This is a genomic window from Symbiobacterium ostreiconchae (genome assembly GCF_055396975.1).
On the sequence record NZ_AP042454.1, the window covers coordinates 257,800 to 281,822 of the forward strand.

Annotated in this window: 14 protein-coding genes, 12 tRNA genes, 1 rRNA gene and 1 pseudogene; 2 read left to right on the forward strand and 26 right to left on the reverse strand. The window is 67.1% G+C overall.

The features are described from left to right. Nucleotides 1-11: 11 nt before the first annotated feature. The 3 genes from ACZ5UM_RS01205 to ACZ5UM_RS01215 form a co-directional block, all read right to left on the reverse strand. Nucleotides 12-1,766 carry a phospho-sugar mutase gene (locus tag ACZ5UM_RS01205; RefSeq protein ID WP_464846423.1) on the reverse strand — a complete coding sequence of 585 codons (1,755 nt, stop codon included), beginning with the start codon at nt 1,764-1,766 and terminating at the stop codon, nt 12-14. Nucleotides 1,767-1,878: 112 nt separating this feature from the next. Then, complete coding sequence (locus ACZ5UM_RS01210) at nt 1,879-5,031, reverse strand: BTAD domain-containing putative transcriptional regulator (RefSeq protein WP_464846425.1); 3,153 nt, start codon at nt 5,029-5,031, stop codon at nt 1,879-1,881. Between the two features lie 161 nt (nt 5,032-5,192). Continuing rightward, the gene (locus tag ACZ5UM_RS01215; protein ID WP_464846427.1) at nt 5,193-5,681 is read right to left on the reverse strand and encodes a BsuPI-related putative proteinase inhibitor; all 489 of its coding nucleotides are present in this window, start codon (nt 5,679-5,681) and stop codon (nt 5,193-5,195) included. Between the two features lie 193 nt (nt 5,682-5,874). Here ACZ5UM_RS01215 and ACZ5UM_RS01220 point away from each other — a divergent pair, with 193 nt between their 5' ends. Then, nucleotides 5,875-7,908 (forward strand): stalk domain-containing protein, encoded by a 2,034-nt coding sequence (locus tag ACZ5UM_RS01220; RefSeq protein ID WP_464846430.1) that lies wholly within the window; start codon nt 5,875-5,877, stop codon nt 7,906-7,908. 180 nt (nt 7,909-8,088) lie between these two features. Here the strand turns inward: ACZ5UM_RS01220 and ACZ5UM_RS01225 are convergent, their stop codons facing one another. Genes ACZ5UM_RS01225 through ACZ5UM_RS01235 form a run of 3 tightly spaced genes read right to left on the reverse strand, consistent with a single transcriptional unit; the run spans nt 8,089 to nt 10,635 of the window. After that, entirely contained in the window at nt 8,089-9,030 is a 942-nt protein-coding gene (locus ACZ5UM_RS01225) for a glycerophosphodiester phosphodiesterase (protein WP_464846434.1), read from the reverse strand. 18 nt (nt 9,031-9,048) lie between these two features. Continuing rightward, nucleotides 9,049-9,321 (reverse strand): LysE family transporter, encoded by a 273-nt coding sequence (locus ACZ5UM_RS01230; protein ID WP_464846436.1) that lies wholly within the window; start codon nt 9,319-9,321, stop codon nt 9,049-9,051. A 3-nt stretch (nt 9,322-9,324) separates the two neighbouring features. Beyond that, nucleotides 9,325-10,635, reverse strand: coding sequence for a homoserine dehydrogenase (locus ACZ5UM_RS01235; RefSeq protein ID WP_464846438.1), 1,311 nt, complete (start codon nt 10,633-10,635; stop codon nt 9,325-9,327). 128 nt (nt 10,636-10,763) lie between these two features. Here ACZ5UM_RS01235 and ACZ5UM_RS01240 point away from each other — a divergent pair, with 128 nt between their 5' ends. Beyond that, a complete protein-coding gene (locus ACZ5UM_RS01240) occupies nt 10,764-11,411 on the forward strand; it encodes an HhH-GDP family DNA glycosylase (protein ID WP_464846440.1) in 648 nt (215 codons plus the stop codon). Between the two features lie 35 nt (nt 11,412-11,446). Here ACZ5UM_RS01240 and ACZ5UM_RS01245 read toward each other — a convergent pair whose 3' ends face one another. From ACZ5UM_RS01245 to rrf, 20 genes and pseudogenes are all read right to left on the reverse strand, one after another. Beyond that, nucleotides 11,447-13,477, reverse strand: coding sequence for an ATP-dependent DNA helicase (locus tag ACZ5UM_RS01245; RefSeq protein WP_464846442.1), 2,031 nt, complete (start codon nt 13,475-13,477; stop codon nt 11,447-11,449). Nucleotides 13,478-13,609: 132 nt separating this feature from the next. Then, on the reverse strand, nt 13,610-14,185 hold the full coding sequence (locus ACZ5UM_RS01250; RefSeq protein WP_464846446.1) for a group II intron maturase-specific domain-containing protein: 576 nt from the start codon (nt 14,183-14,185) through the stop codon (nt 13,610-13,612). A gap of 224 nt (nt 14,186-14,409) precedes the next feature. After that, nucleotides 14,410-15,723, reverse strand: a complete 1,314-nt coding sequence (gene ltrA, locus ACZ5UM_RS01255) for a group II intron reverse transcriptase/maturase (RefSeq protein WP_273381634.1) — start codon at nt 15,721-15,723, stop codon at nt 14,410-14,412. A gap of 553 nt (nt 15,724-16,276) precedes the next feature. After that, a pseudogene (gene ltrA, locus ACZ5UM_RS01260) lies at nt 16,277-16,942 on the reverse strand (group II intron reverse transcriptase/maturase); the annotation flags it as partial. A gap of 585 nt (nt 16,943-17,527) precedes the next feature. Then, nucleotides 17,528-18,823 (reverse strand): IS110 family RNA-guided transposase, encoded by a 1,296-nt coding sequence (locus ACZ5UM_RS01265; RefSeq protein WP_464846448.1) that lies wholly within the window; start codon nt 18,821-18,823, stop codon nt 17,528-17,530. Nucleotides 18,824-19,327: 504 nt separating this feature from the next. After that, nucleotides 19,328-20,890: an L-glutamate gamma-semialdehyde dehydrogenase gene (gene pruA, locus ACZ5UM_RS01270; RefSeq protein ID WP_464846450.1), complete on the reverse strand. Its 1,563-nt coding sequence runs from the start codon at nt 20,888-20,890 to the stop codon at nt 19,328-19,330. Nucleotides 20,891-20,994: 104 nt separating this feature from the next. Continuing rightward, the gene (locus tag ACZ5UM_RS01275; RefSeq protein WP_464846452.1) at nt 20,995-22,215 is read right to left on the reverse strand and encodes an MFS transporter; all 1,221 of its coding nucleotides are present in this window, start codon (nt 22,213-22,215) and stop codon (nt 20,995-20,997) included. Between the two features lie 267 nt (nt 22,216-22,482). Next, nucleotides 22,483-22,559, reverse strand: a tRNA-Pro gene (locus ACZ5UM_RS01280). A gap of 224 nt (nt 22,560-22,783) precedes the next feature. Continuing rightward, nucleotides 22,784-22,860, reverse strand: a tRNA-Pro gene (locus ACZ5UM_RS01285). Between the two features lie 6 nt (nt 22,861-22,866). Then, a tRNA-Ala gene (locus ACZ5UM_RS01290) sits at nt 22,867-22,942 on the reverse strand. 5 nt (nt 22,943-22,947) lie between these two features. Continuing rightward, nucleotides 22,948-23,024, reverse strand: a tRNA-His gene (locus ACZ5UM_RS01295). An 11-nt stretch (nt 23,025-23,035) separates the two neighbouring features. Then, a tRNA-Trp gene (locus ACZ5UM_RS01300) sits at nt 23,036-23,111 on the reverse strand. Between the two features lie 7 nt (nt 23,112-23,118). Continuing rightward, nucleotides 23,119-23,194: transfer RNA gene (locus ACZ5UM_RS01305), tRNA-Arg, on the reverse strand. Between the two features lie 7 nt (nt 23,195-23,201). After that, nucleotides 23,202-23,278 (reverse strand) — tRNA-Arg (locus tag ACZ5UM_RS01310). A gap of 34 nt (nt 23,279-23,312) precedes the next feature. Then, nucleotides 23,313-23,388: transfer RNA gene (locus ACZ5UM_RS01315), tRNA-Thr, on the reverse strand. 11 nt (nt 23,389-23,399) lie between these two features. Then, nucleotides 23,400-23,490 (reverse strand) — tRNA-Leu (locus ACZ5UM_RS01320). Between the two features lie 3 nt (nt 23,491-23,493). Beyond that, a tRNA-Leu gene (locus ACZ5UM_RS01325) sits at nt 23,494-23,577 on the reverse strand. A 46-nt stretch (nt 23,578-23,623) separates the two neighbouring features. Then, nucleotides 23,624-23,699: transfer RNA gene (locus ACZ5UM_RS01330), tRNA-Glu, on the reverse strand. A 5-nt stretch (nt 23,700-23,704) separates the two neighbouring features. Then, nucleotides 23,705-23,778: transfer RNA gene (locus tag ACZ5UM_RS01335), tRNA-Gln, on the reverse strand. 114 nt (nt 23,779-23,892) lie between these two features. Further along, nucleotides 23,893-24,000 (reverse strand): 5S ribosomal RNA (rrf, locus tag ACZ5UM_RS01340). Nucleotides 24,001-24,023: the final 23 nt, after the last annotated feature.

Here is a 24,023-nt window from a genome sequence, read left to right on the forward strand (position 1 = left end):
TTTTTCTATCATTATTCTTCAGCCGGCCGGTTCACCCCTCCGGCGCCGAGCCCCATCTGCGCCAGGGCGTCGGCCATCACCCGGTCCCGGAGGAGGGCGGCCTCGCGCTCGCCGGGCCCGACCACAGAGACGTAGACCTTCAGCTTCGGCTCGGTGCCCGACGGGCGGACCATGACGAACCCGCCGTCGGCGAAGCGGTAGTGCAGCACGTCCGCAGGCTCCAGCTCCAGCGGGAAGGCGCGCCCGGTGGCCGCCTCCACCCGCACGCCCGCGGCGTAGTCGTCACGCCAGACCACGGGGATGCCGCCGAAGGCGCGGGGCGGATCCGCCCGCAAGGCGGCCATCAGCGCCCCGACCCGGGCCAGGCCGTCCCGGCCCGTCAGCGTCAGGCTGTGCAGACCTTCCTGGAAGCAGCCGCACCGGCGCCAGATCGCCTTCAGGGCGTCCAGCAGGGTGCGGCCCTCGGCCTTGTGGCGCGCCGCCGCGTCCGCCACCAGGAGCGCGGCCATCACCGCGTCCTTGTCCCGCACAAAGGTGGCGCCCAGGTAGCCGCAGCTCTCCTCGAAGCCGAAGAGAAACTCGTGACGGCCGGTCTCCTCAAACTCCCGGATCCTGTCGGCGATGAACTTGAAGCCGACGTGCGTCTCCAGCAGGGCGACCCCGTACGACCGGCAGAGCGGCACGACCAGGTTGGTGGTGGCGATGCTCTTCACCACCGCCCCCCGCCGCGGCAGCGTTCCGGCCGCCGCCCGGGACCGCAGGATGTGGTCCGTCAGAATCGCGCCGATCTGGTTGCCGGTGAGGTGGCGGTAGCGGCCGCGCCCATCCCGGACCATGACGCCCAGCCGGTCGCCGTCCGGATCGGTGGCCAGGATGAGGTCGGGGCCGGAGGCCCCGGCCCGGCGCAGTGCGAGGGCGAAGACGGCCGGATCCTCCGGGTTGGGCTGCGCCACGGTGGGGAAGTCGGGGTCCGGCGCAGCCTGCTCAGCCACCACCCCGACCGGAAAGCCGGCCCGCTCCAGGGCGGTTCGGACCGGCCTGAGGCCCGTGCCGTGCAGCGGCGTGAACAGGATGCGCACGGCCCGCCGCTCCGCCGCTGCCGAAACGGCCAGGTCCACGAGCCGCCGCACGTAGGCCTCGTCCACCTCCGGCGGCACCGGCCGGACCAGCCCCCGGGCGCGAGCTTCGGGTTCCGCCATCGGCCGGATGGCGCGGATGTCCCGCACCGCCTCCATCGCCGCCCGGATCCGGTCTGCACGCCCGGGCGTGATCTGGGCGCCGTCCTCCCAGTAGACCTTGTACCCGTTGTACTCGGGCGGATTGTGGCTCGCGGTGATGACGATGCCGGCCTTGGCCCCCAGCTCCCGCACGGCGAAGGAGAGCACCGGCGTGGGGCGCAGTTCGTCCCACAGCCAGGCCACCACGCCGTTGGCGGCCAGGGTCAGGGCAGCCTCCCGCGCCAACTCGGCGGAGCCCCGCCGCGCGTCCCAGGCAATGACCACCCCCCGGGCCGGCGCGTCCGGGCCCGAGGCGCGCAGAAGGTCCGCCAGGCCGTGCGTGGCCAGGCGGACCATATAGCGATTCATACGGTTGGTTCCCGCTCCAAGGCGCCCCCTCAGGCCGGCGGTGCCGAATGCCAGCATGCGGTCGAACCGGTCGGCGATCTCGTCAGGGTCGCCTGCGATGGAAGCCAGTTCCCGGCGGGTCGCCTCGTCGAAGTACGGATCGCGGCTCCAGAGCCGGAAGCGGTCCATGGCCGCAGCCATGAGGCGGGTCCTCCCTGTTCTGTCGTCTGCGACAGCATACGCCCCACAGCTGCAGTTGGCCACGACCCGCGCAGGCGCCCGGTCCCCCTGGCGTCACACGGGCGGCGCCCGCTCAGTCCCGCTGGTTCGTCCGTATCCGCTCGTAGAGCTGCCTTGTGGCCTGGGCGGGCTCGATGCCCAGTTCCTCGGCGAGGTTCTGCACGCACCGGTCGTAGACCCGCAGGGCCATCGCGCGGTTGCCCAGGCGATAGTAGCTGAACATCAGCAGCCGGTACGCCTCCTCCCAGCCCCGGTCCCGGGCGATGATCCGGTCGCACAGGTGGATGGCGGCCTCATAGTCGCCCTTCTCCACGGCATGGTGCGCCAGCGCCTCGGTCGCGCGCAGGTAGAGCACCTGCAGCCGCTCCCGCTCCTCGGTGCACCAGTCCTCGTACCGCAGCGCCTCCAGGTAGTCGCCCTGATACAGGTCGAGGCCCCGGCGCAGGGCGCGGGCGCCGGCCTCGTGCTGGCCCCGGGCCATCAGGCTCAGACCGCGGTTGACCTGCTTGGCAAACTCGTCGGCATCCAGCCAGAAGCCCGACGCGAGGTTGAGGCCGTAGGCCGAGCCCTGGCGCAGCACGAAGAACGAGCCGGAGCGGGCGGCCCGGTTCGGCTCCAGCGCCGACCACAGGGCGTTCATCGCCACCTTGAAGTCTCGGTACGCGGTGGCCGGGTCGGCCCCGGGCCAGAGCATCTCGATGATCTGCTCCTTCTGCAGCACCTGCGTGCGGTGGGTCACCAGGAGCTGGAAAAGCTGCTTCGCCTTCTCCCGCTGCCACTCCCTGGCGGTGATCTCGTGTCGCCCCCGGTACACGGCGAAGGTGCCCAGGGTGCGGATGCGCAGGGTGTACCCCGGGTGGAGCTCGGGATTGGCGATCCCCATCTCCGACAGCAGCCAGCCCGCGTAGTCGGCCTGCACGCCCCGCTGCCTCGCCTCCGCCAGGAGGGGGACAAGCACCTGCGGGTCGCGCACGCCCCAGAGCGTCACGCGCTGAAAGAGGAAGCCGTACCCGTTGGCCTCTGCGGACGAGAGGGCGAGGCCGAAATGGCGGTCGAACGCGTCCCAGTCCTCGTGCCGGCGGGCGAGCAGGGCCCGCCAGATGCGCGCGGTGGCCAGCCCGCACGCGTCTCCGGCCTGCCGCAGCGTCTCCTCGGCCTCCGCCAGGTACCGACCGGCCTCGTCCCCGTGATCGGTGACCAGCGCAGAACTGCCCAGGGCGAGCAGGGAGTAGCCGTAGAACCAGAGATCCCGGGCTGTGTGGGCGATCTCGGCGGCTTCCTGCCCGTACCGCCGGGCCTGGGCCCAGTCGCCCGCCCGGTGGCCCATCAGCAGGGCGAGACCGGCCAGCGGTTCGGACTTGCCCCGGATCACGTTCATCCGGTCCATCATCTCGATGGCCGTGCGGTAGGACCTCGCCGCCTCGTCCACCGAGGCGATGGGGTTGAGCTGGAGCGCATGCCCCATGCGGATGTAGCCCACCGCCTCGACGAAGGGCGAGCCCTTCGCCTGCCCCAACGCGATGCCTTCCTCGGCCGAGACCTGGGCCCGCTCGTGGTCACCCATGATGGCCGTGAACAGGGAAAGCAGGAGCGGCGCCTCCCGGTGGCTGCGCGCCGGGCTGTCGGCGTCCGCCCGCGCCACCCGCTCCAGGATCCCGAGCCCGGCCTGGAGACGTCCGGTCCGCAGGTGGACCCGGATCTCGAAGTCCTCCCGCAGGGGCCGCTGCTGTGCCGCCATCTGTGCGAATCGCGCGGCGTGCTCCGGGCGGCCCCAGTTGGTCTCGTTCTCGGCGATGAGCGCCATCAGCGCAGCCCGTTCGTGTTCGCTGACGGCATCGGCCAGCTCCAGGGCCTGGCGGAGCAGCCCGTCGGCTTTCCCCGGCTGGATCGTGTCCAGGTAGACCTGGCCCTGCCCGGCCAGGGCCCGGCTGAGCCCCGCCCGGTCGCCCTGCCGGCGGAAGGCCTCTGCCGCCCGCTCGTAGTACGCCACGGCCTCGTCGAAGCGGCTGGTGAGCCGCAGACCGTCGCCCCAGTAGAGCAGCAGCGCGGGGCGCTCGGCGACCACGTCCCCGGGAAGGCGGTTCAGCAGTCCCAGCAGGACCTCGATGCGGCCCGACTCCAACAGCCCCCTCGCCGCCTCCTGCAGGGCGTCCGCCGCCGCGGTGAAGTCTCCGGCCGCCATGTAGTGGACGGCGGCGTCCTCGGGCGCACCGGCCTCCCGGTAGTGCGCGGCCGCCCTCAGGTGGTTGTTCCGCCAGGTCTCCTCGTCCTTGCGCGCCTGCTCCTGCAGGAACTGGTGGAAGAGCTGGTGATAGCGGTAGCCCCGCTCCGGCACCTGCGAAATGAAGAGACCGTTGTCCTCCAGCTCGGCCAGCACCTGGGCGCTGTTGTCGATCTCCATCAGCGCGTTGCACACTTCGGGCGTCAGCCGTTCGAGCACAGACGTGGTCAGCAGAAACCGGCGCACGAAGGGCTTCTGCCGGTCCAGCACCTCCTTCGCCAGGTAGCCGAACAGCGCGTCCTGCGAGCCGCCCTGGTCGCTCCAGACCTCGCCCAGCGGAGAGCCCTTCTTCAGGCCCTGCCACACCAGCTGCAGCGCGATGATCCAGCCCTCCGTCCGCCGGGTCAGGGCCTCCACCTGGGCCTCGGTCAGCTTCCAGCCGTAATGGTCGCGGAACAGCGCCTCCACTTCGCTGGACGTGAAGAGGAGATCCTCCTGCGTGATCTCGAGCAGGTCGGCCCTGGCCCGCCACCGGGCCAGTCCGGGCAGCGGCAGACGGCGGCGGCTGGAGATGATGAGGTGCACCTGCGGGGGCAGGTGATCCACGAGGTGCTCCACCATCGAGCAGATCTGGGGCACCCCGTCCACCAGGTGGAAGTCATCCAGCACGACCAGCGTCTCAGGCTGGGCGGAGAAGACCATGTCGTTGATCAGCGCCTCGACGGCCAGGTGCCACGGCCGGCTGGGCCCCTCGCCCTCCTGCAGAATGCTCAGCGCCTTGTCACCGATGAGCGGGTTGACCATGCGCAGCGCATGGACCAGGTGGAGCAGGAAGGGCAGCGGATCAGCGTCGTCCTCGCCGATGCTGTACCAGGCGCTGGCATGCGGCTGCTCGGCCAGAAACGACGCCAGCGCGGTGGTCTTTCCGTATCCGGGCCCCGCCTGAATGATCGTCAGCGGCACCTCCCAGACCTCGCGCAGGCGCTCCTGCAGCCGCTGGCGCACGAGCGTGTGCCTCCGCGGGCGGGGTGGAAGCAGTTTTGCGGTCAGGACTCGCTCGGCGGCAAGCAAGAATGAATCACCATCCTCCACAATGCGCACGAGGAGAGGTTCAACACCTCTCCCGGCCTTTCCTCCGTAGGTTGCGGACGGATGGCTATGCCACCCTACTGGACCTGCACCTTCACCGGGCCTACCGTGCGCGGCTCGATGAGGGTCGGCTGGGTCTTGCCCCGCTCCTGCACCACCGTCACCGCGTTGAGCCGGACGGAGACCTCGTAGGTGCCGGGCTCGACCCGGTCGCCATCCTGGTTCCGGTACGTCCAGGCGACCACGTACTCCTTCGCGACGCCCGGCGCCAGGTTCAGGATCTTGGTGGCGTCTTCCTTCTGGATGTCAAACGGCTGCACGAGCACTTCCTCGCCGTCCTTGGTGACGATCAGGGTGTAGCGGGCATCGCTCACGTACTCGATGACCTGCACCTTGTCCGTGGGGTTGGTGAGCACCATTCGGGCCGTCCAGTGCTTGTCGGTCTGCTGCACCTTCTCCAGGGTGAGCTTCAGGTTGCCCCACTCGGGCCCCTGCGCCCGGCCGCAGGCGGCCAGAAGGAGCGTCAGCGTCAGGACGGCCAGCACGGGAAACAGGAAACGCCGCATTTCTGCACCTCTTCTGCGATGGTCTCGCGTTAGTCTTGCCCTACCCAACACCGATACGACACACGGGCCGTACCTCCTCCCCGGATCGCGGGACACCGAAAATCCGGATATTGGCGTGAAACTGTATGCCCCTGAAGTGCGTCGAAGTTGACAGAACCTCTGTATCCTGTTTACAGACGGAGGAATGTCGACGATGCGAACGCGCAAGTGGCTGGCATCGGCCGCCGTCCTGGCTCTCTTCGCGTCCCTGCTCCCCGTCCCTTCCGCCGCCGCGGCCGCGCCCGTGCGGGTGGTGCTCGACGGCGCGGTGCTGAACCTCGACCCCGCCCCCTTTATCGAAGCGGGACGGACCCTGGCTCCTGTGCGGGGGATCGCCGAGGCGCTGGGCGCCGAGCCCATCTGGAACAACGACGAGCGGACCGTGGTCGTGGAGCGGGGCGACCGCTACCTGAAGCTGAAGATTGACGACCGCGTGGCCTGCCTCAACCCGGCCTGCACGGAGACCCGGATGCTGGACGTGCCGGCCCGGATCGTCGGCGCCGGCCGGACCTTCATCCCCGTGCGGGCGCTGGCGGAGTCCCTGGGCCTCGCCATCGAGTGGGACAACCCCACCCGCACCGTCTACCTGAGCTCCACGCCTGCGGCCTCGCCGGTCGTGCTGGAAGGGGTGACGCAGGGGCAGGTGATCACCGGCCCCGTCTCGCTGCGGGTCCAGGGCCTGAACGGCACTTATGCGTACTTCTACCTGGTTGACCCGGCCACGCGGAAAGGGCGCATCGTCGCCGCGGGCGCCGACGTCGGGAAGACCTACACCTTCACCCCCGACCCGGCGCATGCCGGCGAGCAGCAGCTCATGGCCGCGGTCAGGCGGCCTGACGGCACCCTGGTCTACTCCGCCCCCGTGAGCGTGAAGGTGGCCCCCGACACCACCGTCCGGCCGGTGGGCATCGACCACGGCGGCATCATCGACGGGCCCTTCACCTTCAAGCATGAGGTGCGGTTCGCGGCCACCCACGTCATCTACCAGCTCGTCGACCTGACCGACGGCTCCTGGCACAACCTGGCCACGGTGGGTCCCAACGAGAGCTACACCTGGTACCCGCCGGTCTCGTTCAACGGCCCGAAGGAGCTCTACATCTACGCCTACGACCGCAACGGCGGCTGGTACGTCTCCGACCCGGTGCGGGTCACCGTCGCCACACCGCACCGCACGGGCTTCAGCTCCGTGACGGAGGGCGAGACCGTCACCGGCCGGGCCCGCACGCTCTCCGTCTCGGCCAACTACCCCATCCAGTCGGTGCGTTTCTACCTGGACGGCCGCCTGCTGGCTGCGGAGAACAACTACTGGTGGACCTTCGGTCCGCAGGACAACGGCACCCACACCCTGAGGGTGGAGGTGACGGCGGCGGATGGCACGGTCCACACGGTCGGGCCGATCACCTTCCGGATCCAGACCGAACCCGGCCTCTGGATGTACGGCGTCGGCCCGGGGCAGGTCATCACGGGCCAGGTCGAGATGTTCGCCATGCCCAACGTGGCTGCGGACGAGGTCCGGTACTACGCGGTGCAGAATGGGGAGCGCATCCTGATCGGCACCACGGGCCTTACCCAGCGGGTCTCCTGGACCCCGCCGCGCGGCGGCGAGTGGATGATCTACGCCGACGCGTTCCACCAGGGGCAGCTGAAGGTCTCCACGGAGCCCATCTACGTCCGGGCCTACCTGGGACCGACCTACGGGCCGGTGCCCATCGTGGAGAAGTCGCAGTTCAAGGACTTCGCCGCGGCGATGGCCGTGGAGTCCTACCGGGAGACCGGCATGTCGGCGGCGCTGCAGGTGGCCCAGGCCATCCTGGAGACCGGCTGGGGCCAGTACGTGCCGGTGGACAAGTACAGCGGCAAGCGCTCCAACAACCTCTTCGGCATCAAGGGACAGGGGCCCGCCGGCTCCATCATCTCCACCACGTGGGAGGTGTACAACGGCCAGAGCTACACGGTGGACGATGAGTTCCGCGCCTACAACAACGTGCGCGAGAGCTGGCAGGACCACAAGGATCTCCTGCTCACCCGGCCGTGGTACGAGGTCTTCCGGGAAGTGATGAGCGACCCGGTGCTGGGGGCCTGGGGGCTGCGCAAGGGCGGCTACGCCACCGACCCCGAGTATCCGACCAAGCTGATCCGCATCATGAAGGAGAACAACCTGTTCGAACTGGACGTAATTCAGTTCTAGCGTGCAGGCCGGTCCCGCCATCCGCTGGCGGGACCGGCCTGTTCCGGCCAGGCGAGCGCGGCGCCCCACTAACCCAGCGCCAGGGAAAGAAGCAGTGCGGCCACCATGCGCGCGTGGGGAGGAAGGGTGCGCCGCATCGCTGTGTCGCCCTGGATTCATCGAGATCAGGAGTACGACTTCCTAGTCCCGCATGCCCAGTTCCCGGAGCACCTTCACCGCCCGGTCGGGGTAGTCGGTGATGATGCCGTGCGCGCCCAGCTGGAACAGCCGCCGCATCTCGTCCTCGTCGTTGATCGTCCAGTAGTGGACCGCGACGTTCACCCGCTCGGCCATGGCCAGGAACCGCGGCGAGTCGAAGCGCACGGTGATCGGCCCGGCCTTCCTGGACACCGGCACCTGGAAGGCGTCGTAGACGGGGGCGTAGAGCCGGTCCAGGTACGGCAGGTAGTGCGCGGCCACCAGATACATGTGCGTCAGCGGCGCCGAGGTGGCCACCCGGTCGCCGGCCAGCTGCCGCCACCGCTTCGCCACGGTTCCGTGGAACGACGCGACCAGCACCCGGTCCTCCGCCCCGTAGCGCCGGATCAGCTCCCACACCTGTGCTTCCATGGGCGGGTCGGCCTGCTTGATCTCGATGTTGATGGGCACGTCGGGGAAGGCCCGGAAGACCTCTTCCAGGGTGGGGATCGTCACGCCCCGTCCCCGGTAGGGATAGGTCAGCCCGCCGTCGGGGGTGAAGCCGTAGCCGAAGTCGTACTGGCGCAGCTCGGCCAGGGTCATCTCCTTGATGAGCCCCGACCCGTCGGTCATGCGGTCGATGGTCTCGTCGTGGCTGACCACCACGACGCCGTCCCGGGTCATGTGCACGTCCAGTTCCAGGATGTCCGCCCCCTGCTCCAGGGCGAGACGGAAGGCTTCCATGGTGTTGGACGGCGCGTGGCCCGAGGCGCCCTGGTGCGCGAGCACCACCGGCCGCCGGGCCGTGTAGGGCCGGTCGGGCAGCGGTTGGACCGTAAGGGCGCGGAGGACGCCCAGCGCCGCGAGCACCGCGGCGACCGCCAGCAGCACGCCCGGCCAGCGCCGGGGGCGCCGGCGGGACCTGCGAAGCAGCACAGCAGACATGTCCATGCCTCCCGTAACTCACGCCGACAGCGCGAACAGCAGCTGCAGAGCCACGCCGGCCCACTGCAGGGTCGACTGGAGCCAGGGAACGGTAAGCAGCACCAGCGAGAGTCCTGAGACGGCGAGGGTGATGAGCAGCGTGTCGCTGAGCGCGGCGGTCAGCACCGCCGGGAAGGCGCCGGACCAGCGCCGGTGCAGCGCGCCCTGCGTGAGCACAAAGGTGTTCTGCGCGCCCAAGGGGAGAATGAGGCCGAAGGCGAGCAGCATTCCGTGCAGCAGCGCCGCCGCCAAGGACTACCCCTCCACGCGGATGACGTTGTCCACGCAGTGCACCGTGTCCGGCATCGCCTTCAGATCCCGCACCACCGCCTGCAGGTTGGCGTCCTGAACCGTGTGCGTGACCAGCACCAGCTCGGCGCCGGCGCCGCCGTTGGGCTGGTCGGGACCGCCGGAGAGCTGCACCACCTCGGCCAGGGAGACGCCGTGCGCGCCGAACCGCTCGGCGATACGGGCCAGGCTGCCCGGCGCGTCCACCGCGTGCAGGCGCAGGTAGTACCGGCTCCGGGTCTCCGAGATCGGCACGACCCGCTTCTCGAAGAAAACGGTGTGGGCGTCGCCCGCCCGCCGGCCCGGGGTCCGCTTGGAGAGCGCCGCGGCGATGAGGTCGGAGACCACGGCCGACGCGGTGGGCCCGGCCCCGGCGCCCCGGCCGTAGAACATGGTCTCGCCGACCGGGTCGCCCACGGTGTAGATGGCGTTGAAGGAGTCGGAGACGTTGGCCAGGGGGTGGCTGCGGGGGATGAACGCCGGGTGCACCCGCGCCTCGATCTCCCCGTCCACCTCCTTGCCGATGGCCAGCAGCTTCAGCACCCAGCCGAAGCGACGGCCGTATTCGATGTCCCGCGGCGTGATCCGCGTGATGCCCTCGGTGTAGACCATCCCCGGCTTCACCCGGGAGAGGAAGCAGATGGTGCAGAGGATCGCCAGCTTCCGGGCGGCGTCGTAACCCTGGACATCGTTGGTGGGGTCGGGCTCTGCGTAGCCCAGCGCCTGCGCCTCCCGGAGAGCTTCCTCGTAGCTCTTGCCGTACTGGCTCATCTGGGTGAGGATATAGTTGGTCGTCCCGTTGACGATGCCCATCACCAGCCGCATCGTGTTCGCAGCCAGCACCTCTTTCAGCGGCCGGATGACGGGAATGCCGCCGCCCACCGAGGCCTCGAAGTAGATCTCGGCGTCGCCGATCTCGCCGGCATCGTACAGGTCCTTATCGTAGTCCGCCATGACGTCCTTGTTGGCGGTCACGATGGTCTTGCCGCGGCGCAGCGCCTCGACCAGGTAGGTGCGGGCGGGCTCGATGCCGCCCATCAGCTCCACCACGATGCGGATCGACGGATCGTCCAGAATCTCGTTCACGTCCTCCGTCAGCGGGAGACCCTCAAAGCCGGGCCGCGGTCTGGAGGCATCGCGCACCAGCACCTTCGCCAGCTCCAGGTTGAGGCCGGTCTTCAGGTGCAGCATCTCCCGGCTCTCCTGCAGGAGCCTCACCACGCCGCTGCCGACAGTGCCGAGACCCAGGATGGCAAACCGCATGGTCTGTTTCTCCAACCACAGCCCCTCCTTTACTGCTCTGCCACAGTGAATTCGAGTTCAACCGCCTTCCTCCTGCCCCGGCGGGGTCAACGATCCTGCGGACCGCCGGCGGCCGCCATTCTCCGACCCAAGGAGGCCATCTGATGGACTTCACCGCGCTCTACGCACACGCGCTGGACCACCTGCGGGCGACGGACCCCGATCCCGAGGCCAGGCTGAACGAATGGCGCTCCGAACGGCCCGAAAACCGCACCGACCGCGACCTGCTGGCCGAGTACGGCTGGGTCGTCGTCTCGTGCGGCATGACCGCGCACGTCACCGGCAGGCTCTGGCCCCGGCTCACCGCCGCCTTCCGGGGCTGGGACCCCGCGGCCGTCGCCGCCGCGCCGCGGGACGTGCAGGTGGAGGCGCTCTCCGTTCTGAAGCACCCCCGGAAGATCGGCGCCATCCTCGCCTTCGCCGACTCGCTGGACCGCCATCCCGGCCAGATGCAGCGGCTCGCCGCCCTGCCGGTTCCCGAGGTCCTGGCGTGGCTGCAGACCCTGCCCTGGGTCGGGCCCGTCAGCCGCTGCCACCTCGCCCGCAACCTCGGCTGGGACGTGGTGGTGCAGACCGGCCCCGTGGTCCGGCTGGCGGCCTACCTGGGACTCACACCGGACCAGCTGGTGCAGGAGACCGCCGCCCGGGTGGGCGAGCGGATCCGGGTGGTGGACCTGGTGCTGTGGAACTGGGCCCACCAGGTCGGCGACCGGCGGGCCCGGGAAATGGCGTCGCTCTTCCGGCTGATGTGAAGGGCCCCGCATCCCGCGGGGCCCTCATGCTGCGCTCAGGCGCGCGCGCCGCGGGCGAGGAACGCCTCGACCGCGGCCAGATCCGAGACCCGCCCGGCGTCCTCGGGGCAGGCTGCGTCCACCATCCCGGCCCAGTCGGTTCCCCGGTAAGAACGGTCCAGGAGGGCAACGACCCCCCGGTCCTCGGCGGTGCGGATGAGCCGGCCGATCCCCTGCTTCAGCCTGATCAGCATCTCGGGCAGGTCGACGGCCCGGAAGGGATCCTGCCCCGCGGCCTGCGCCTGCGCCCGCCGCTCCCGGATGAGCGGGTCGTGCTCGGGGAACGGCAGGTACGGGATGATGACGCACGAGAGCGCCTCCCCGCGCACGTCGACGCCTTCCCAGAAGCTGGCGCCCACCAGAACCGAATCCACCTCGGTCCGGAACCGCGCCAGCTGCGCGCCGCGGTCTCCGTCGCCCTCGTAGATCACCGCCCACGGGAGGTCGAAGGCCGCCAGGGCCTGCCGCCAGCGGCGGACCTCGGCCAGCGACCGGAGCAGGACCAGCGCCCGGCCCCCGGTGGCGTGCAGCACCCGTACGGCCTCGGCCACGACCGGGTCGCCCTCGTCAGCCACCCGGTCTGCCTCGCCAGCCACCCGGTCCGCCTTGCCCGCGCGGCGGTTGCCGGCGGTGCCGGGGGCGCCGCCATGTTCGCCGTCGCCGTCCGGCGGCAGGTAGACCAGGGACTGCCGGCCCAGGTCGAACGGGACCCCCACCCGGCTCTCCTCGAACCGGCTCAGCCCCAGTACCCGGGCCTGGTAGTCCGGCTCCAGGGTGGCGGACGAGAAGATCACGGGCGTGCCGGGTTTCAGGTGATCGCCGCCGAAGAGCGGCCTGGGCTTCTGGGGCACGACCCACAGCTCGTCCCCCTCCCGCCAGACCACCGATTCGGGCCGGCGGAAGAGGCGGAGCGCGGTCCGGATTTCGTCGATGCGGTTCTGGTAGGCATTCAGTTCGGTCTCGCCCGACTGCCCCTCGCTCATGGCCTCCTCGGTCACCAGCTCGGTCTGGAGCAGGTCCAGGGCCTGGTCCAGCCGGGCGGCGGCTTTCAGGAGCAGATCGGTGCGGTCCACGTCCCGCTTTCCCTCGCCAGGGCTGGTGTGCAGGTCGAGCCCCCGCATGAAGTTGTCCGTGGCGGCCAGGGCTGTCTCCAGCCGCCAGGCCAGCTTCTCCCGGGCGTGCCACAGCTCCAGCCGCTCCAGGGTCCGCTTCAGCCGGCGCCGGCTCAGGGACCACCCCTGCATGCGCTGCCACATCTCGGGGAAGTAGTGCCCTTCATCAAAGATGACCGCCGAATAAGCGGGCAGGATCGGCAGCAGACCGCCCTCCAGGAGGTCGTTTCGCGTGAGCAGGTCCTGCGCGAACAGGCGGTGATCGCAGACCACCAGGTCAGCTGCCTCCCGGTGGTGCCGGCGGGCGGCCACCATGAGGCAGTGGCCCCGCCGCGGGCAGGTGTCACAGCTCAGCGACGGATCCCAGCTCACCAGCTCCCAGAGGTCGTCCGCCACCCCGGGCACCTCGGAACGGGCTCCGGTGGCCGTGCGCCGGGCCCAGCGGACGAGGTCGGTCCACCCCGCCGGCTCCTCGCCCGGCGCGAAGTCGTTCGCCTCGACCTTCAGCTCACACAGGTAATCCGCCGGATCGCCGGCCACGCGCACATCGATGTTCAGGTTGAGGAGCCGGGAGAGCGTCTGGATGTCGCCCCCGGGGCCGGTCAGCTGCGCCTTCAGCACGCTGGAGGCGCTGGCGACCACCACCGGCCGGCCGCGCATGCGCGCATGGCAGACCGCCGGCAGCAGGTAGGCGAAGGTCTTCCCCGTGCCCGGTCCGGCCTCAGCCAGCAGGGTGGATCCCTCGGTGAGCGCCCGGGCGATGCGGAAGGCGGTGTAGATCTGCTCCTCCCGCACCTCGAAACCGTGCTCGGGGAGCACGTCGTAGAACACCCGGCCCAGCCAGTCGTTCAGCCCCTGGCGGTATTCGGTCTCGTTGTGCGCGGGAAACGGCAGCTTCGTCCAGCGAATTTGCAAACGGGACCCCTCCTGGCGGTGCTCTGATAGCATCAAGGATACCCGACGGGACAGGCATTGGAAAGAGGAGGCGGAGTCCGACCGCATGGCGACCGATAATCGAGTAGGAGGGGGCGGCTAACCCCCGTCCTCTCACACCACCGGACATGCGGGTCCGCATCCGGCGGTTCGCCAGGATTGACGAGTCGCTTCATAGCATTCGGTCAGGCTTATCAGCCCCTGGGCACGCCAGTAGGCGTTGCCCAGGGCGCTGTTTAGTGGGCCACCTGCCATTCGCCACGGGCCTTTGCGGCTGTTGGCGAGTTGGTAGACTACCCATTCGGGCAAACCGAGGGCGCGCAACTCCCGAAAGCGCGTGCGTACACGCTTCCACTGCTTCCATACGCATGCTCGCAGCCGACGCTTCAGCCATCCTTCGAGTCTTTCAAAGGCTGACCTGGCATCGGAGAGCGCATAGTACCCAACCCAGCCCCGCAAGTAAGCATTCAGGCGCCGGATTCGGTCCTCCATGCTCTGGCTGCGGTTGCGGTCCGTCAGCGTGCGGAGCTTGTCCTTCACGCGTTTCAGGCTCTTCGGGGCCAGCCGGATGCGCACTCCCCGGTGCTTGTAGAAGCTAAACCCGAGGAACTGCCGCTTCCACGGCCGGTCTACTGCGCTCTTCTCCTCGTTGACCTTCAGCCGTAACCGCTCCTGCAGGAAGTGGCGCACGTTCCTGTAGACCCGTTCTCCCGCCCGTTTGCTGCGGACGTAGATGTTGCGTAGAGTAGAGAACTGGCGCCGTGGCTGTAGGCTTGGCCTACTCGGTTTCTGCGGGTTTCCCCCTTGCAGTGTCTCACTAGCCTTGCCATGTCCCGGTTTCCAGCTCCCCCTCATCAAACCGGACGTGACGTTTTCCGTCATCCGGCTTTCCGACAGCGTTCACACGGAAGCATTCAGCGGTACACGAACGGTTGGCGCCTTACCTTTCCAAATAGGCGGTAAAGACCCAGTTCTTTGTAGAAGAAGCTGGGTGGGTAGTCCCTGTACCCCTTGCCTCGCCGTTTGTGCTTCTTTCGCAGGTATGCACAGAGGCTCGTGTAGACGTAGGAGTCCACCTTTATAAAGTGTCGTAGCGAATTGCCGGCAGCGAAGTATTGGCACCAGCCGCGCAGGACCGGGTTGAGGCATGCAATCTTGTCTTCCAGGGACGGGAAAGTGCCGCCCGTGGCCATGACCTTTCTGACCCTGTCACGGATGTTCTGCATGGACTTCAGCGAGGGCCACCGGTAGCAGAACCAGCGCCCTTTCTTGGTCCGCTTCATCCGGAAGTGCATTCCGAGAAAGTCGAACCCTTCCTGGGCGTCCACTACGCGGGTCTTCTCCTCATTCAGCTTTAGTCCCCATTCGGCCAGGACCCTCTTCAGCCCCTCCATGATCCGCTGCGGGTTCTTGCCGCAGAGTACCACAAAGTCGTCGCAGTACCGTACCAAGTGGGCGTCATATTTGCGCCCGGCTAGGTTGTACCGCTCCCAGAGCCTGTCAAGGACGTGGTGCAGGTAGAGGTTCGCGAGGAGTGGAGAGATACTCCCTCCTTGCGGTGTGCCCACTTCTGAGTAGGAGATTTCGCTCTCCTCCAGCACGCCAGCCTTGAGCCATGCTCGAATGAGCCGCAGGATCCACTTGTCCGTAATTCGCTGGGCTACGAGATCCACGAGTTTGTCGTGCGGAATGGTATCGAAGTAGCTGCTCAGGTCGGCATCAATTACCTTTCTGCATCCCCAGGTTACCCATTTCTGGATCTCTCTGAGTGCGTCATGCTGGCTCCGCTTAGGTCGGAAGCCATACGAGTACGGAAGAAAGTCTGCCTCGAAGATAGGCTCAATCAGGATCTTCACTGCGGTCTGGATTACCCGATCCTTCACGGTCGGTATGCCCAGGGGCCGCAACTTCCCGTTCTTCTTCGGGATGTACTTCCTCCGCACCGGTGCCGGCCTGTACGTCTTCGTGTACAGCTCCTTCTGTATCTCGGCCAGGAAGGGGCCGACTCCACTCTGCTCGATTTCCTCTATGGTTCGTTCATCGACTCCGGGCCCACCTTTGTTGGCCTTGACCCGGGTCCATGCTACCCATAACACGTCTCGGCGGTAAACCTTGTCGTACAGAACCCCGAACTTCCTGCTCTTATCCGCCTTGGCCGCCGTGTAGAGCTTCCGCTGGAGTACGCGGACCTTTTCTTGTGGCGTGTTTATAGCCGGTCGGGCAATCACGCAGCCCTTCCTCCTTAAGAAGCGTTGCTGAAGCAGAGGCCCGTCGCTGTCTGCGGTTGTGTTGTCCGCAGGGTCATCGCTACCATGGCCTCCTCCGACTCCCTGGCCGCACATTCCGCCTGAACTTTCGGGGGCCTCCCTTATGTCCTCGGTTACCCGGTGGGATGCCGGGATGCGGCAGGGTCTCGACCGTTTCTCCCGTGTGCTTTCCCTGCATGCCGTCGCTTTCACACCGGAGGTCCCGCAACAGTCATCGCCCAGTTACTCGTGCTGCAGTGACAGCCTTCGCCCGACGACTAGAGGCTCGGCAACCTCAAAACCCTGGCTCTCCCAGCGATACCCGCCAGAGCTACGCTGACGATGCTAATCCGCGTTCACTTTCGTTACGGCCTGCAGGTTCGTTTCAGTCCCTTGGCTGGGTGCGAGGACCTTTGTCGGGTCGCTTCGCCGCAGGCAGTTACCCGCCTACAGCGGACCCCAAACTACCCGGCGAACTGGGAATTCCCGGGGTGAGCACATCTCAGCTCACAAGACACACGGGCCTTCGGCCCGCGCAGTCATCGGCGTACCGGACGAAGTGGTGCCCGCGGCGCTCCAGCTCCTTGTCGAGGTCATCCAGCAGGATGTTCGCCAGCAGCGGGCTCAGCGGACCGCCCTGCGGCGTCCCTTCCTCCGTCGCCATGACTACCCCGTTCAGCATGACCCCAGCCTGTAAGTATCGCCGGATCAGCCGCAGCACTCGCTTGTCCGTTACCCGCCGTGCCACGCGGGCCATCAGCACGTCGTGGTTGACCCGGTCGAAGAACTTCTCCAGGTCCATGTCCACGACCCAGTCGTACCCTTCCTCCACGTACTGACGTGCCTTCCTGACCGCGTCATGACCCCGCCGCCCCGGCCGGAAGCCGTAGCTGGATTCGGAGAATGTCGGGTCAAAGATTGGCGTCAGTACTTGCAGGAGTGCCTGCTGGATCAGGCGGTCCATCACGGTGGGAATACCCAACATCCGCTTGCCGCCGCCCGGTTTCGGGATTTCGATCCGGCGGACTGGCTGCGGTCTGTAGGTCCCCCGGAGCAGTTCTTCACGGATGCGCTCCCACTCCGCGCGGATCTGGTCCCGCAGCCGTTCGGTGGGGACACCGTCCACGCCTGGGGCGCCTCCGTTCCGCTCCACCCGTTTCAGGGCGGCCAGCATGTTCTCCCTGGCCACCACCTGCTCCATCAGCTTGCCTTGCTCCCCGCGGGGTGACGCTCCGCCTTGTGCCGGCTGCCCACTCCGCCCTCCCGCCGTCCCTTGCGGCTTCACCGCTACCTCCGGCGAGCAGGCCCCGTGCGGGATTTTCTGCGTTTGTCGCGGGCTGCTCGAACGCAACGGGTTCACCCCTCTCCTGACGTTCGGCCCTTCCCGGTCGGGGCGTCCCCCTGCCGGTACTATGGCCTATCTCGATGTTATGCACTCAAACTCTCTCAATCTCGCTGGTTCGCACCATTTCGCGTCCTGCCACTTGGCTCAGACACACCCATTGGACGAAAGACTCTGACTTCTGGTGCGAGACAAACGCGGGGTGGCAGAGAAGAGCCCCGTGCGACTCTTCAGACATGCCCTGTATGCTGCCGCCTGGACGGGTCCCACGTACTCCGCCCCCGGCCACCCTATCATGTCTCCCGGGGTCCTTGCCCTCAAAGTCCTTCGTCCTGCCTAAATGGGGGCGGGTGGGGCGCTAGTACTTTGCTGCAGGGTCATGCCCTTCCAGCCATAGTCGGCTTCCCCCACCCAAAGCGGCACATCTATCGGCACACCGCCCTCTCAGGCGGCGAGACCTAACTGCTCCGCCCGCCAGGCCCCCAAGGCCCTGGCCGGATCATAGCTACACTGCTTCCTGACCAGGGTGAACAGCACCCGCAACAGCTTGCACGCCAGCGCCACCAGGGCCTGCTTGCCCTTGAGCGGGTTCTGCTGGCGAGTCCTGAAGTGCTTGTACAGCGCTCGAAACTCCCGGTTCTTGGCGGCCGCCGTCATCGCCATCTGGTACAGCACGTGGCGCAGTCCAGGCCGGCCGCGCTTGCTGATGGGCGTCCGGCTGCGGTCCCGCTGCCCCGACGTGTTCTCTGTCAGGTTGTAGCCCGCCAGCTTGCGAAGTTGCCGCCAGTCCGCATACCGGCGCAGGTCGCCTACCTCGCCTAGGAAGGCAGCAGCGGTCACCACACCGACCCCAGGCACGCTCAGCAGGTACTGGGCGAGGCCCGTCTTCTCCAACGCCTCGGCCATTGCCGCCTCCGTCTCCGCCAACCGTTCCTTCCAAAAGATCACTTCTTGGAGGATCTGCCGCAGCTGAAGCCGGGCGGCGTCCAGCCCGTACGGCACCCCTATAGACCGCCGAGCCGCTTCCTGCAGGTCCTGGGCCCGCCGGAGCCCGACCCGCCGGTTGCTGGCAGCCCGGAGTTCCGCCGCCAGCTGAGTCACCGGCACCGCCAGCACGTCCTGTGGAAACGGCCGGTACTGCAGCACATACAGCGACGCCTGACCGAGCGGGTCGGCAAACACCTCCGTGTACTCCGGGAAGTACTCGTCCAGGAGCGCCTGCAGCTGGTTCAGGGCGGCGTTCAGCTTCCGCCGGTGTTGCTGCCGGGCCTGGGTTAGGATCCGCAGTTCTGCATAGACCCCGTCTGGCAGATACGGCACGGAGAACCGGCCTTGCAGGACCAACTGGGCGTTGAGCCAGGCGTCTTTACGGTCGTTCTTCGTGGGCGAGTTATCGTCCAGTTCCTTGCTCGCCTTGACATGGGCCGGGTTGACGATGACCACCGTGAAGCCCACCTGCTGGAGATACCACGCCAGCGGCTTCCAGTAGTGCCCGGTCGGTTCCATCCCCACCACCACGCGGGTAGCGCCAGCCTTCTCCTTCGCTCGTGCGATCTTTCCCAGTAGACGGTCGAACCCTTCCCTGCTATTCTGGAAATGGAAGGGGCTGCCCACGGGCACCTCGGTCACTCCGTCGACCACCCAGGCCCAGTGCTTCCGCTTGGCGATGTCGATACCGACCACCACCGTGGGTTCACCTCGGACCAGGGCCAATTTCCTGGCTCGCTGCTTCAATTGCATTGCGTTCCGTGACCTCCTGTTACGAGTGGTGATTACCTTTCACACCCTACCGTATCAGGAGGCCTTTACTTTTCTCAACGCCGTCCTACATCATTACAGGACTGCTTTGCTGACTTCTGCCGGTTCAGCCGGGCCTCTCGGCCCGGGTTACCAGCGTTGCTGGCGTTTTCCGGCAGACCTCCCCGGGTAAGGACGCTGACCTTCGCCCCGCACCCGCCCCATCTACTGCACCGCCCTTTGGCAGCCTCGGGTTTTGCTGTGGTTCGCCAGCTCACCCAGGCGGCACAGCCTCGTATGAGGTTCGTGTTCCTCGGGTCGTGGCTTTGCCTCCGGCTTCCTCCAGATTCCGCCTCGCGACGGACACCCTTGCCTTTGGCTAGCGGGCTCGTGCTGCCTCGCCCGCAGCGGACTCTCACCGCCAAGTCAGCGCCCATGCCGGGCGCACGAAGAAGCGGCCCCGCCGTACGTGGCGGGGCCGCATTCCTCGCAGCGTCCCACGGTCGCCTACAGCTTCTCGCTCACCGCCTTGGCCTGGGTGAAGAGCAGCAGGTAGTCGCGCCCGCCGGTCTTGGAGTCGGTGCCGCTCATGTTGAAGCCGCCGAAGGGGTGCACGCCGACCAGGGCGCCGGTGGACTTCCGGTTCAGGTAGAGGTTGCCCACGAAGAAGTGGCGCCGTGCGTACTCCAGGTTGGCCCGGTTGCGGGAGTACACCGAGCCCGTAAGGCCGTACTCGGTGTCGTTGGCGATGCGGATGGCGTCCTCGAAGTCCTTCGCCTTCATGATCGCCAGAACCGGACCGAAGATCTCCTCCTGCCCGATGCGGGCCCGGGACTCGACGTCGACGAAGATCGTCGGCTGGATGAAGTAGCCGCCGGTCTCGGCCGCCAGCGGCGACGGGCCGCCGCCCAGCACCAGCCGCCCTTCCGACTTGCCGATCTCAATGTAGTTGAGGATCGACTTGAACGCGTTCTCGTCGGCCACGGGGCCCTGGTGGACCTCGGGGTTGCGCGGGTCGCCCTGCAGCAGCTTCTGGGTCCGCTCCACGATGCGCTCGATCATCGTGTCGTACACGTCCTGGTGGATGATCGCCCGGGAGCAGGCCGAGCACTTCTGCCCCTGGAAGCCGTAGGCCGAGGTCACGATGCCCTCCGCGGCCGCGTCCAGGTCAGCGTCACGGTCCACCACGATCGCGTCCTTGCCGCCCATCTCGGCGATGACCCGCTTGATCCACTTCTGGCCGGGGGCGATTTCGGCCGCGACCTTGTTGATGCGCAGGCCGACTTCCTTGGAACCGGTAAAGCTGATGAACCGGGTCTGCGGATGGCCCACCAGGTAATCGCCCACCGAACCGCCGGGACCGGGAAGGAAGTTGAGCACGCCAGGCGGCAGGCCGGCCTCTTCCATCACCTCGGCGAACATCGCGGCCACCACCGGGGTGAGCGAAGCCGGCTTCAGGATGACGGTGTTGCCGGCGACGATGGCGGACGAGGTCATGCCCACCATGATGGCGCAGGGGAAGTTCCAGGGCGGAATGATCAGCCCGACGCCGAGCGGCACGTAGTAGAGCTCGTTGTCCTCGCCGGGAATCCGCGTGAGCGGCTGGGACTCAGACAGCCGGTACATCTCACGCGCGTAGTACTCGAGGAAGTCGATCGCCTCCGCGGTGTCGGCATCGGCCTCCACCCAGCTCTTGCCGATCTCCACCACCATGGTCGCCGAGAACTCGTGCTTACGGCGGCGCATGATGGAGGCGGCCCGCAGGAGGACCCGCGCCCGGGCCTTGGGGCTCACCCGGCTCCACTCCTCAAAGGCCGCGAGGGCCGCGGCCATGGCCTTGTCAGCCAGCTCCCGGTCGGCCTTGGCCACAGAACCGATGATTTCCTTGGGATTGGCCGGGTTGGTCGACAGGATGCGCTCCCGGGTCATGATCCGTTCCCCGCCGATGATCAGCGGGTACTCCCGGCCGAAGCGGCTCTGCACCAACTCCAGCGCCTGCTTGAAGGCCTCACGGTTCTGGGGAAGGGAGAAGTCGGTCAGCGGCTCGTTCTTGAAGGGCACGACTGCCATGCGCTGCAACCTCCTTCGCGGGGTATTCACTCATGCATATTCCCTGAGGAGGGCAGGCCTTCCTGCAAGAATAGGGTGCAATTTTGTGCGGCATCGGTGCCTGGCTAGGGGAGCGAGCGGATCTGCTTCACCCGGATGATGCCCATGTAGACCGTCCAGGCCAGCGAGATGAGGGCGTTCACCGTCAGCGCCAGAGAGGGCCCGAGCCGGTCGAAGGACATGCCCAGCGGCCCCTGGCCCAGCGGCATCATCGCCAGCGCGGTGATGGTGTACGCCGACATGACCCGCCCCCGCATCTCGTCCACCACGTTGGTCTGCAGGAGGGTGTTCAGGGTCGTCTGCCAGGTCATGTTCAGGCCGCCGACCAGCACCAGGAGCGCCAGGGAGAGGTATAGGTTCGACGTCCAGCTGAACGCGATCAGCGCGGCAGGAAAGAGGATGCCGGCGCCCAGGAGCAGCTTGCCCTTCCACTGGATGTTGGTCGCAGAGGCGATGACCAGCATGAAGATCACCGTGCCCAGGGCCGGCGCGGCCTGCATCAGGCCGGCGGTTCCCACATCGCCGTGCACCACGTCCCGGGCGAAGACGGTAATGAACTGCTGGTAGGGCCGGGCGAAGAAGGAGGTGACAGCGGCCATGGAGATGAGCGCCAGGATCACGGGGTTATGGCGGATGAACGAGAGCCCCGCGAAGAGGTCCTGAAGCATGGAGGTCTGGCCCCTGCCGCGGGTGTGAGGCGGGAACTTCATGAGGGCCAGGGCGATGAAGACCGCCACAAAACTGATCGCGTTCACGTAGAAACAGCCGGCAAAGCCGACGAGCGGCACCAGGACGCCGGTCAGCGACGGGCCGAACAGGGCGGCGCCGTTGAAGGCGATGGAATTGAAGGAAATGGCCGCGTGAAGGTTTCGCTTGGGCACCAGCTGGGGCACCAGGCTGTGGCGGGTGGGCTGATCAAACGCCTGCGCACAGGCGGAGACCGCGGAGAGCAGCACCACGTGCCACACCTGGATGTGGCCCAGATGGGTGAGCAGACCGAGCACCGCGGCGCTCAGCATCTGCACCGTCTGGGTCACGTAGAGAATCGGCCGCTTGGGGAAACGGTCGGCGACGGTGCCGCCGATCATCGAAAGGAAGATGAGCGGGAACGCCCGCACAAACCCCACCGTGCCCAGCCAGGCTGCGCTGTTGGAGATGTCGTACACCAGCCAGCCCTGGGCGACCGACTGGATCCAGGCGCCGGCGTTGGAGACGAGAAAGCCGAACCAGTAGAGCATGTAGTTGCGCTGGCGCAGGAGGGCGAGTATTCCCCGTTCTTCGTGCATGGCACCTACCTCCAGGCGGGCTCCGACGTATGCTGCCGTTCTCGATGCTTACTTCAGCTCATTAAGTGTTTCCCGGCGACCCGGCCCGTTCCTGCCGGGAGCGCCGCGGCCCCGGCCTGGAAGAAGGCGATAACGCAAAGGGGGACGTGCACAGCACGTCCCTTGGTCGTGGGGGTCGGCTCCCGCACCCGGCTCTGCAGCGCGCGGGAAGCTGATCAAGCTGATCAAGCCAAAAGCAGGTGTGCGTCTGCACACCTGCCCTTCTGCTGGTCGGGGTGACAGGATTTGAACCTGCGACCTCACGGTCCCGAACCGTGCGCTCTACCAAGCTGAGCCACACCCCGGAATGCGTTGTGAGCGGTGAGAAGTATGCGGTGAGAAGCTGTGAGCCGTGAGCAGTGGGTAGTGAGAAGCTGCAAGCAGTGAGTCGTCTGTGCTGTTGGGCGTGAGAAGTGAGCAGTCAGAGGTCATGAGCCCTGAACAGCGGGTAGTGAACGGCGAAAGGTGTGTGGGTGAAGAGGCTTCCCATTTGGATAGCAGATGTGCTGACGCACACCTGCTATCCAAATGGTCGGGCTGACAGGATTTGAACCTGCGACCTCTTCCACCCCAAGGAAGCGCGCTACCAAGCTGCGCCACAGCCCGACAAGGTGGTGGAGCTGAGGGGAATCGAACCCCTGACCTCTTGAATGCCATTCAAGCGCTCTCCCATCTGAGCTACAGCCCCATATATGGGCAGACCGACCGGGGTCGAACCGGCGACCTCCAGAGCCACAATCTGGCGCTCTAGCCTACTGAGCTACGGTCTGCATGTTGTCTGTGGCAGGGGCAGTAGGACTCGAACCCACAACCTACGGTTTTGGAGACCGTTGCTCTACCAATTGAGCTATGCCCCTAGGAAACTGGCGCGCCCGGCAGGACTCGAACCTACGACCTCTTGCTCCGGAGGCAAGCGCTCTATCCGCTGAGCTACGGGCGCATAATGCTGGCGCGCCGGGCAGGATTCGAACCTGCGACCGCCTGATTCGTAGTCAGGTACTCTATCCAGCTGAGCTACCGGCGCAAACGTTGTGCGGCGAGCGGTGACTCGCCGCCGATGGAGCTGATGACCGGGCTCGAACCGGTGACCTCGTCCTTACCAAGGACGTGCTCTACCACCTGAGCTACATCAGCGGAAACAAGGGTGGTGCAGATGGGGAGACTCGAACTCCCACCGGGAGTGGTTACCCGACACGGTCCTGAGCCGTGCGCGTCTGCCAATTCCGCCACATCTGCATGTGGTGTCGGAGGCGGGACTTGAACCCGCACGGGAAACCCATACGCCCCTCAAACGTACGCGTCTGCCAATTCCGCCACTCCGACAGAGGTGGCATGCACCCTTCAGGGGGCTCCCTGAAGGGGCATGTGGTGGTGACCCCAAGGGGATTCGAACCCCTGTTTGCGCCGTGAGAGGGCGCCGTCCTAGGCCTCTAGACGATGGGGCCGCATGTGGTTGGGGATCTAGGATTCGAACCTAGACTACCTGATCCAGAGTCAGGCGGGCTACCGTTACCCCAATCCCCAGTATACACGCGAAATGCGTTCTCGTGAAGCCGTCAGTTGCAGACAAGCCCACCCATCGGTCCGCCGTCCCCCGGCGACGGCTGCCGCCGGGGGAGGCTTACCGCAGAAATCTAGTTTGGGCAGCGACCTATTCTCCCCCTTGCGGAGTACCTTCGGCCCTGGAGGGCTTAACTTCCGTGTTCGGTATGGGAACGGGTGATCCCCTCCGGTATCGCCACCCAAAACTCCTGAGGTCCTACCCTCAA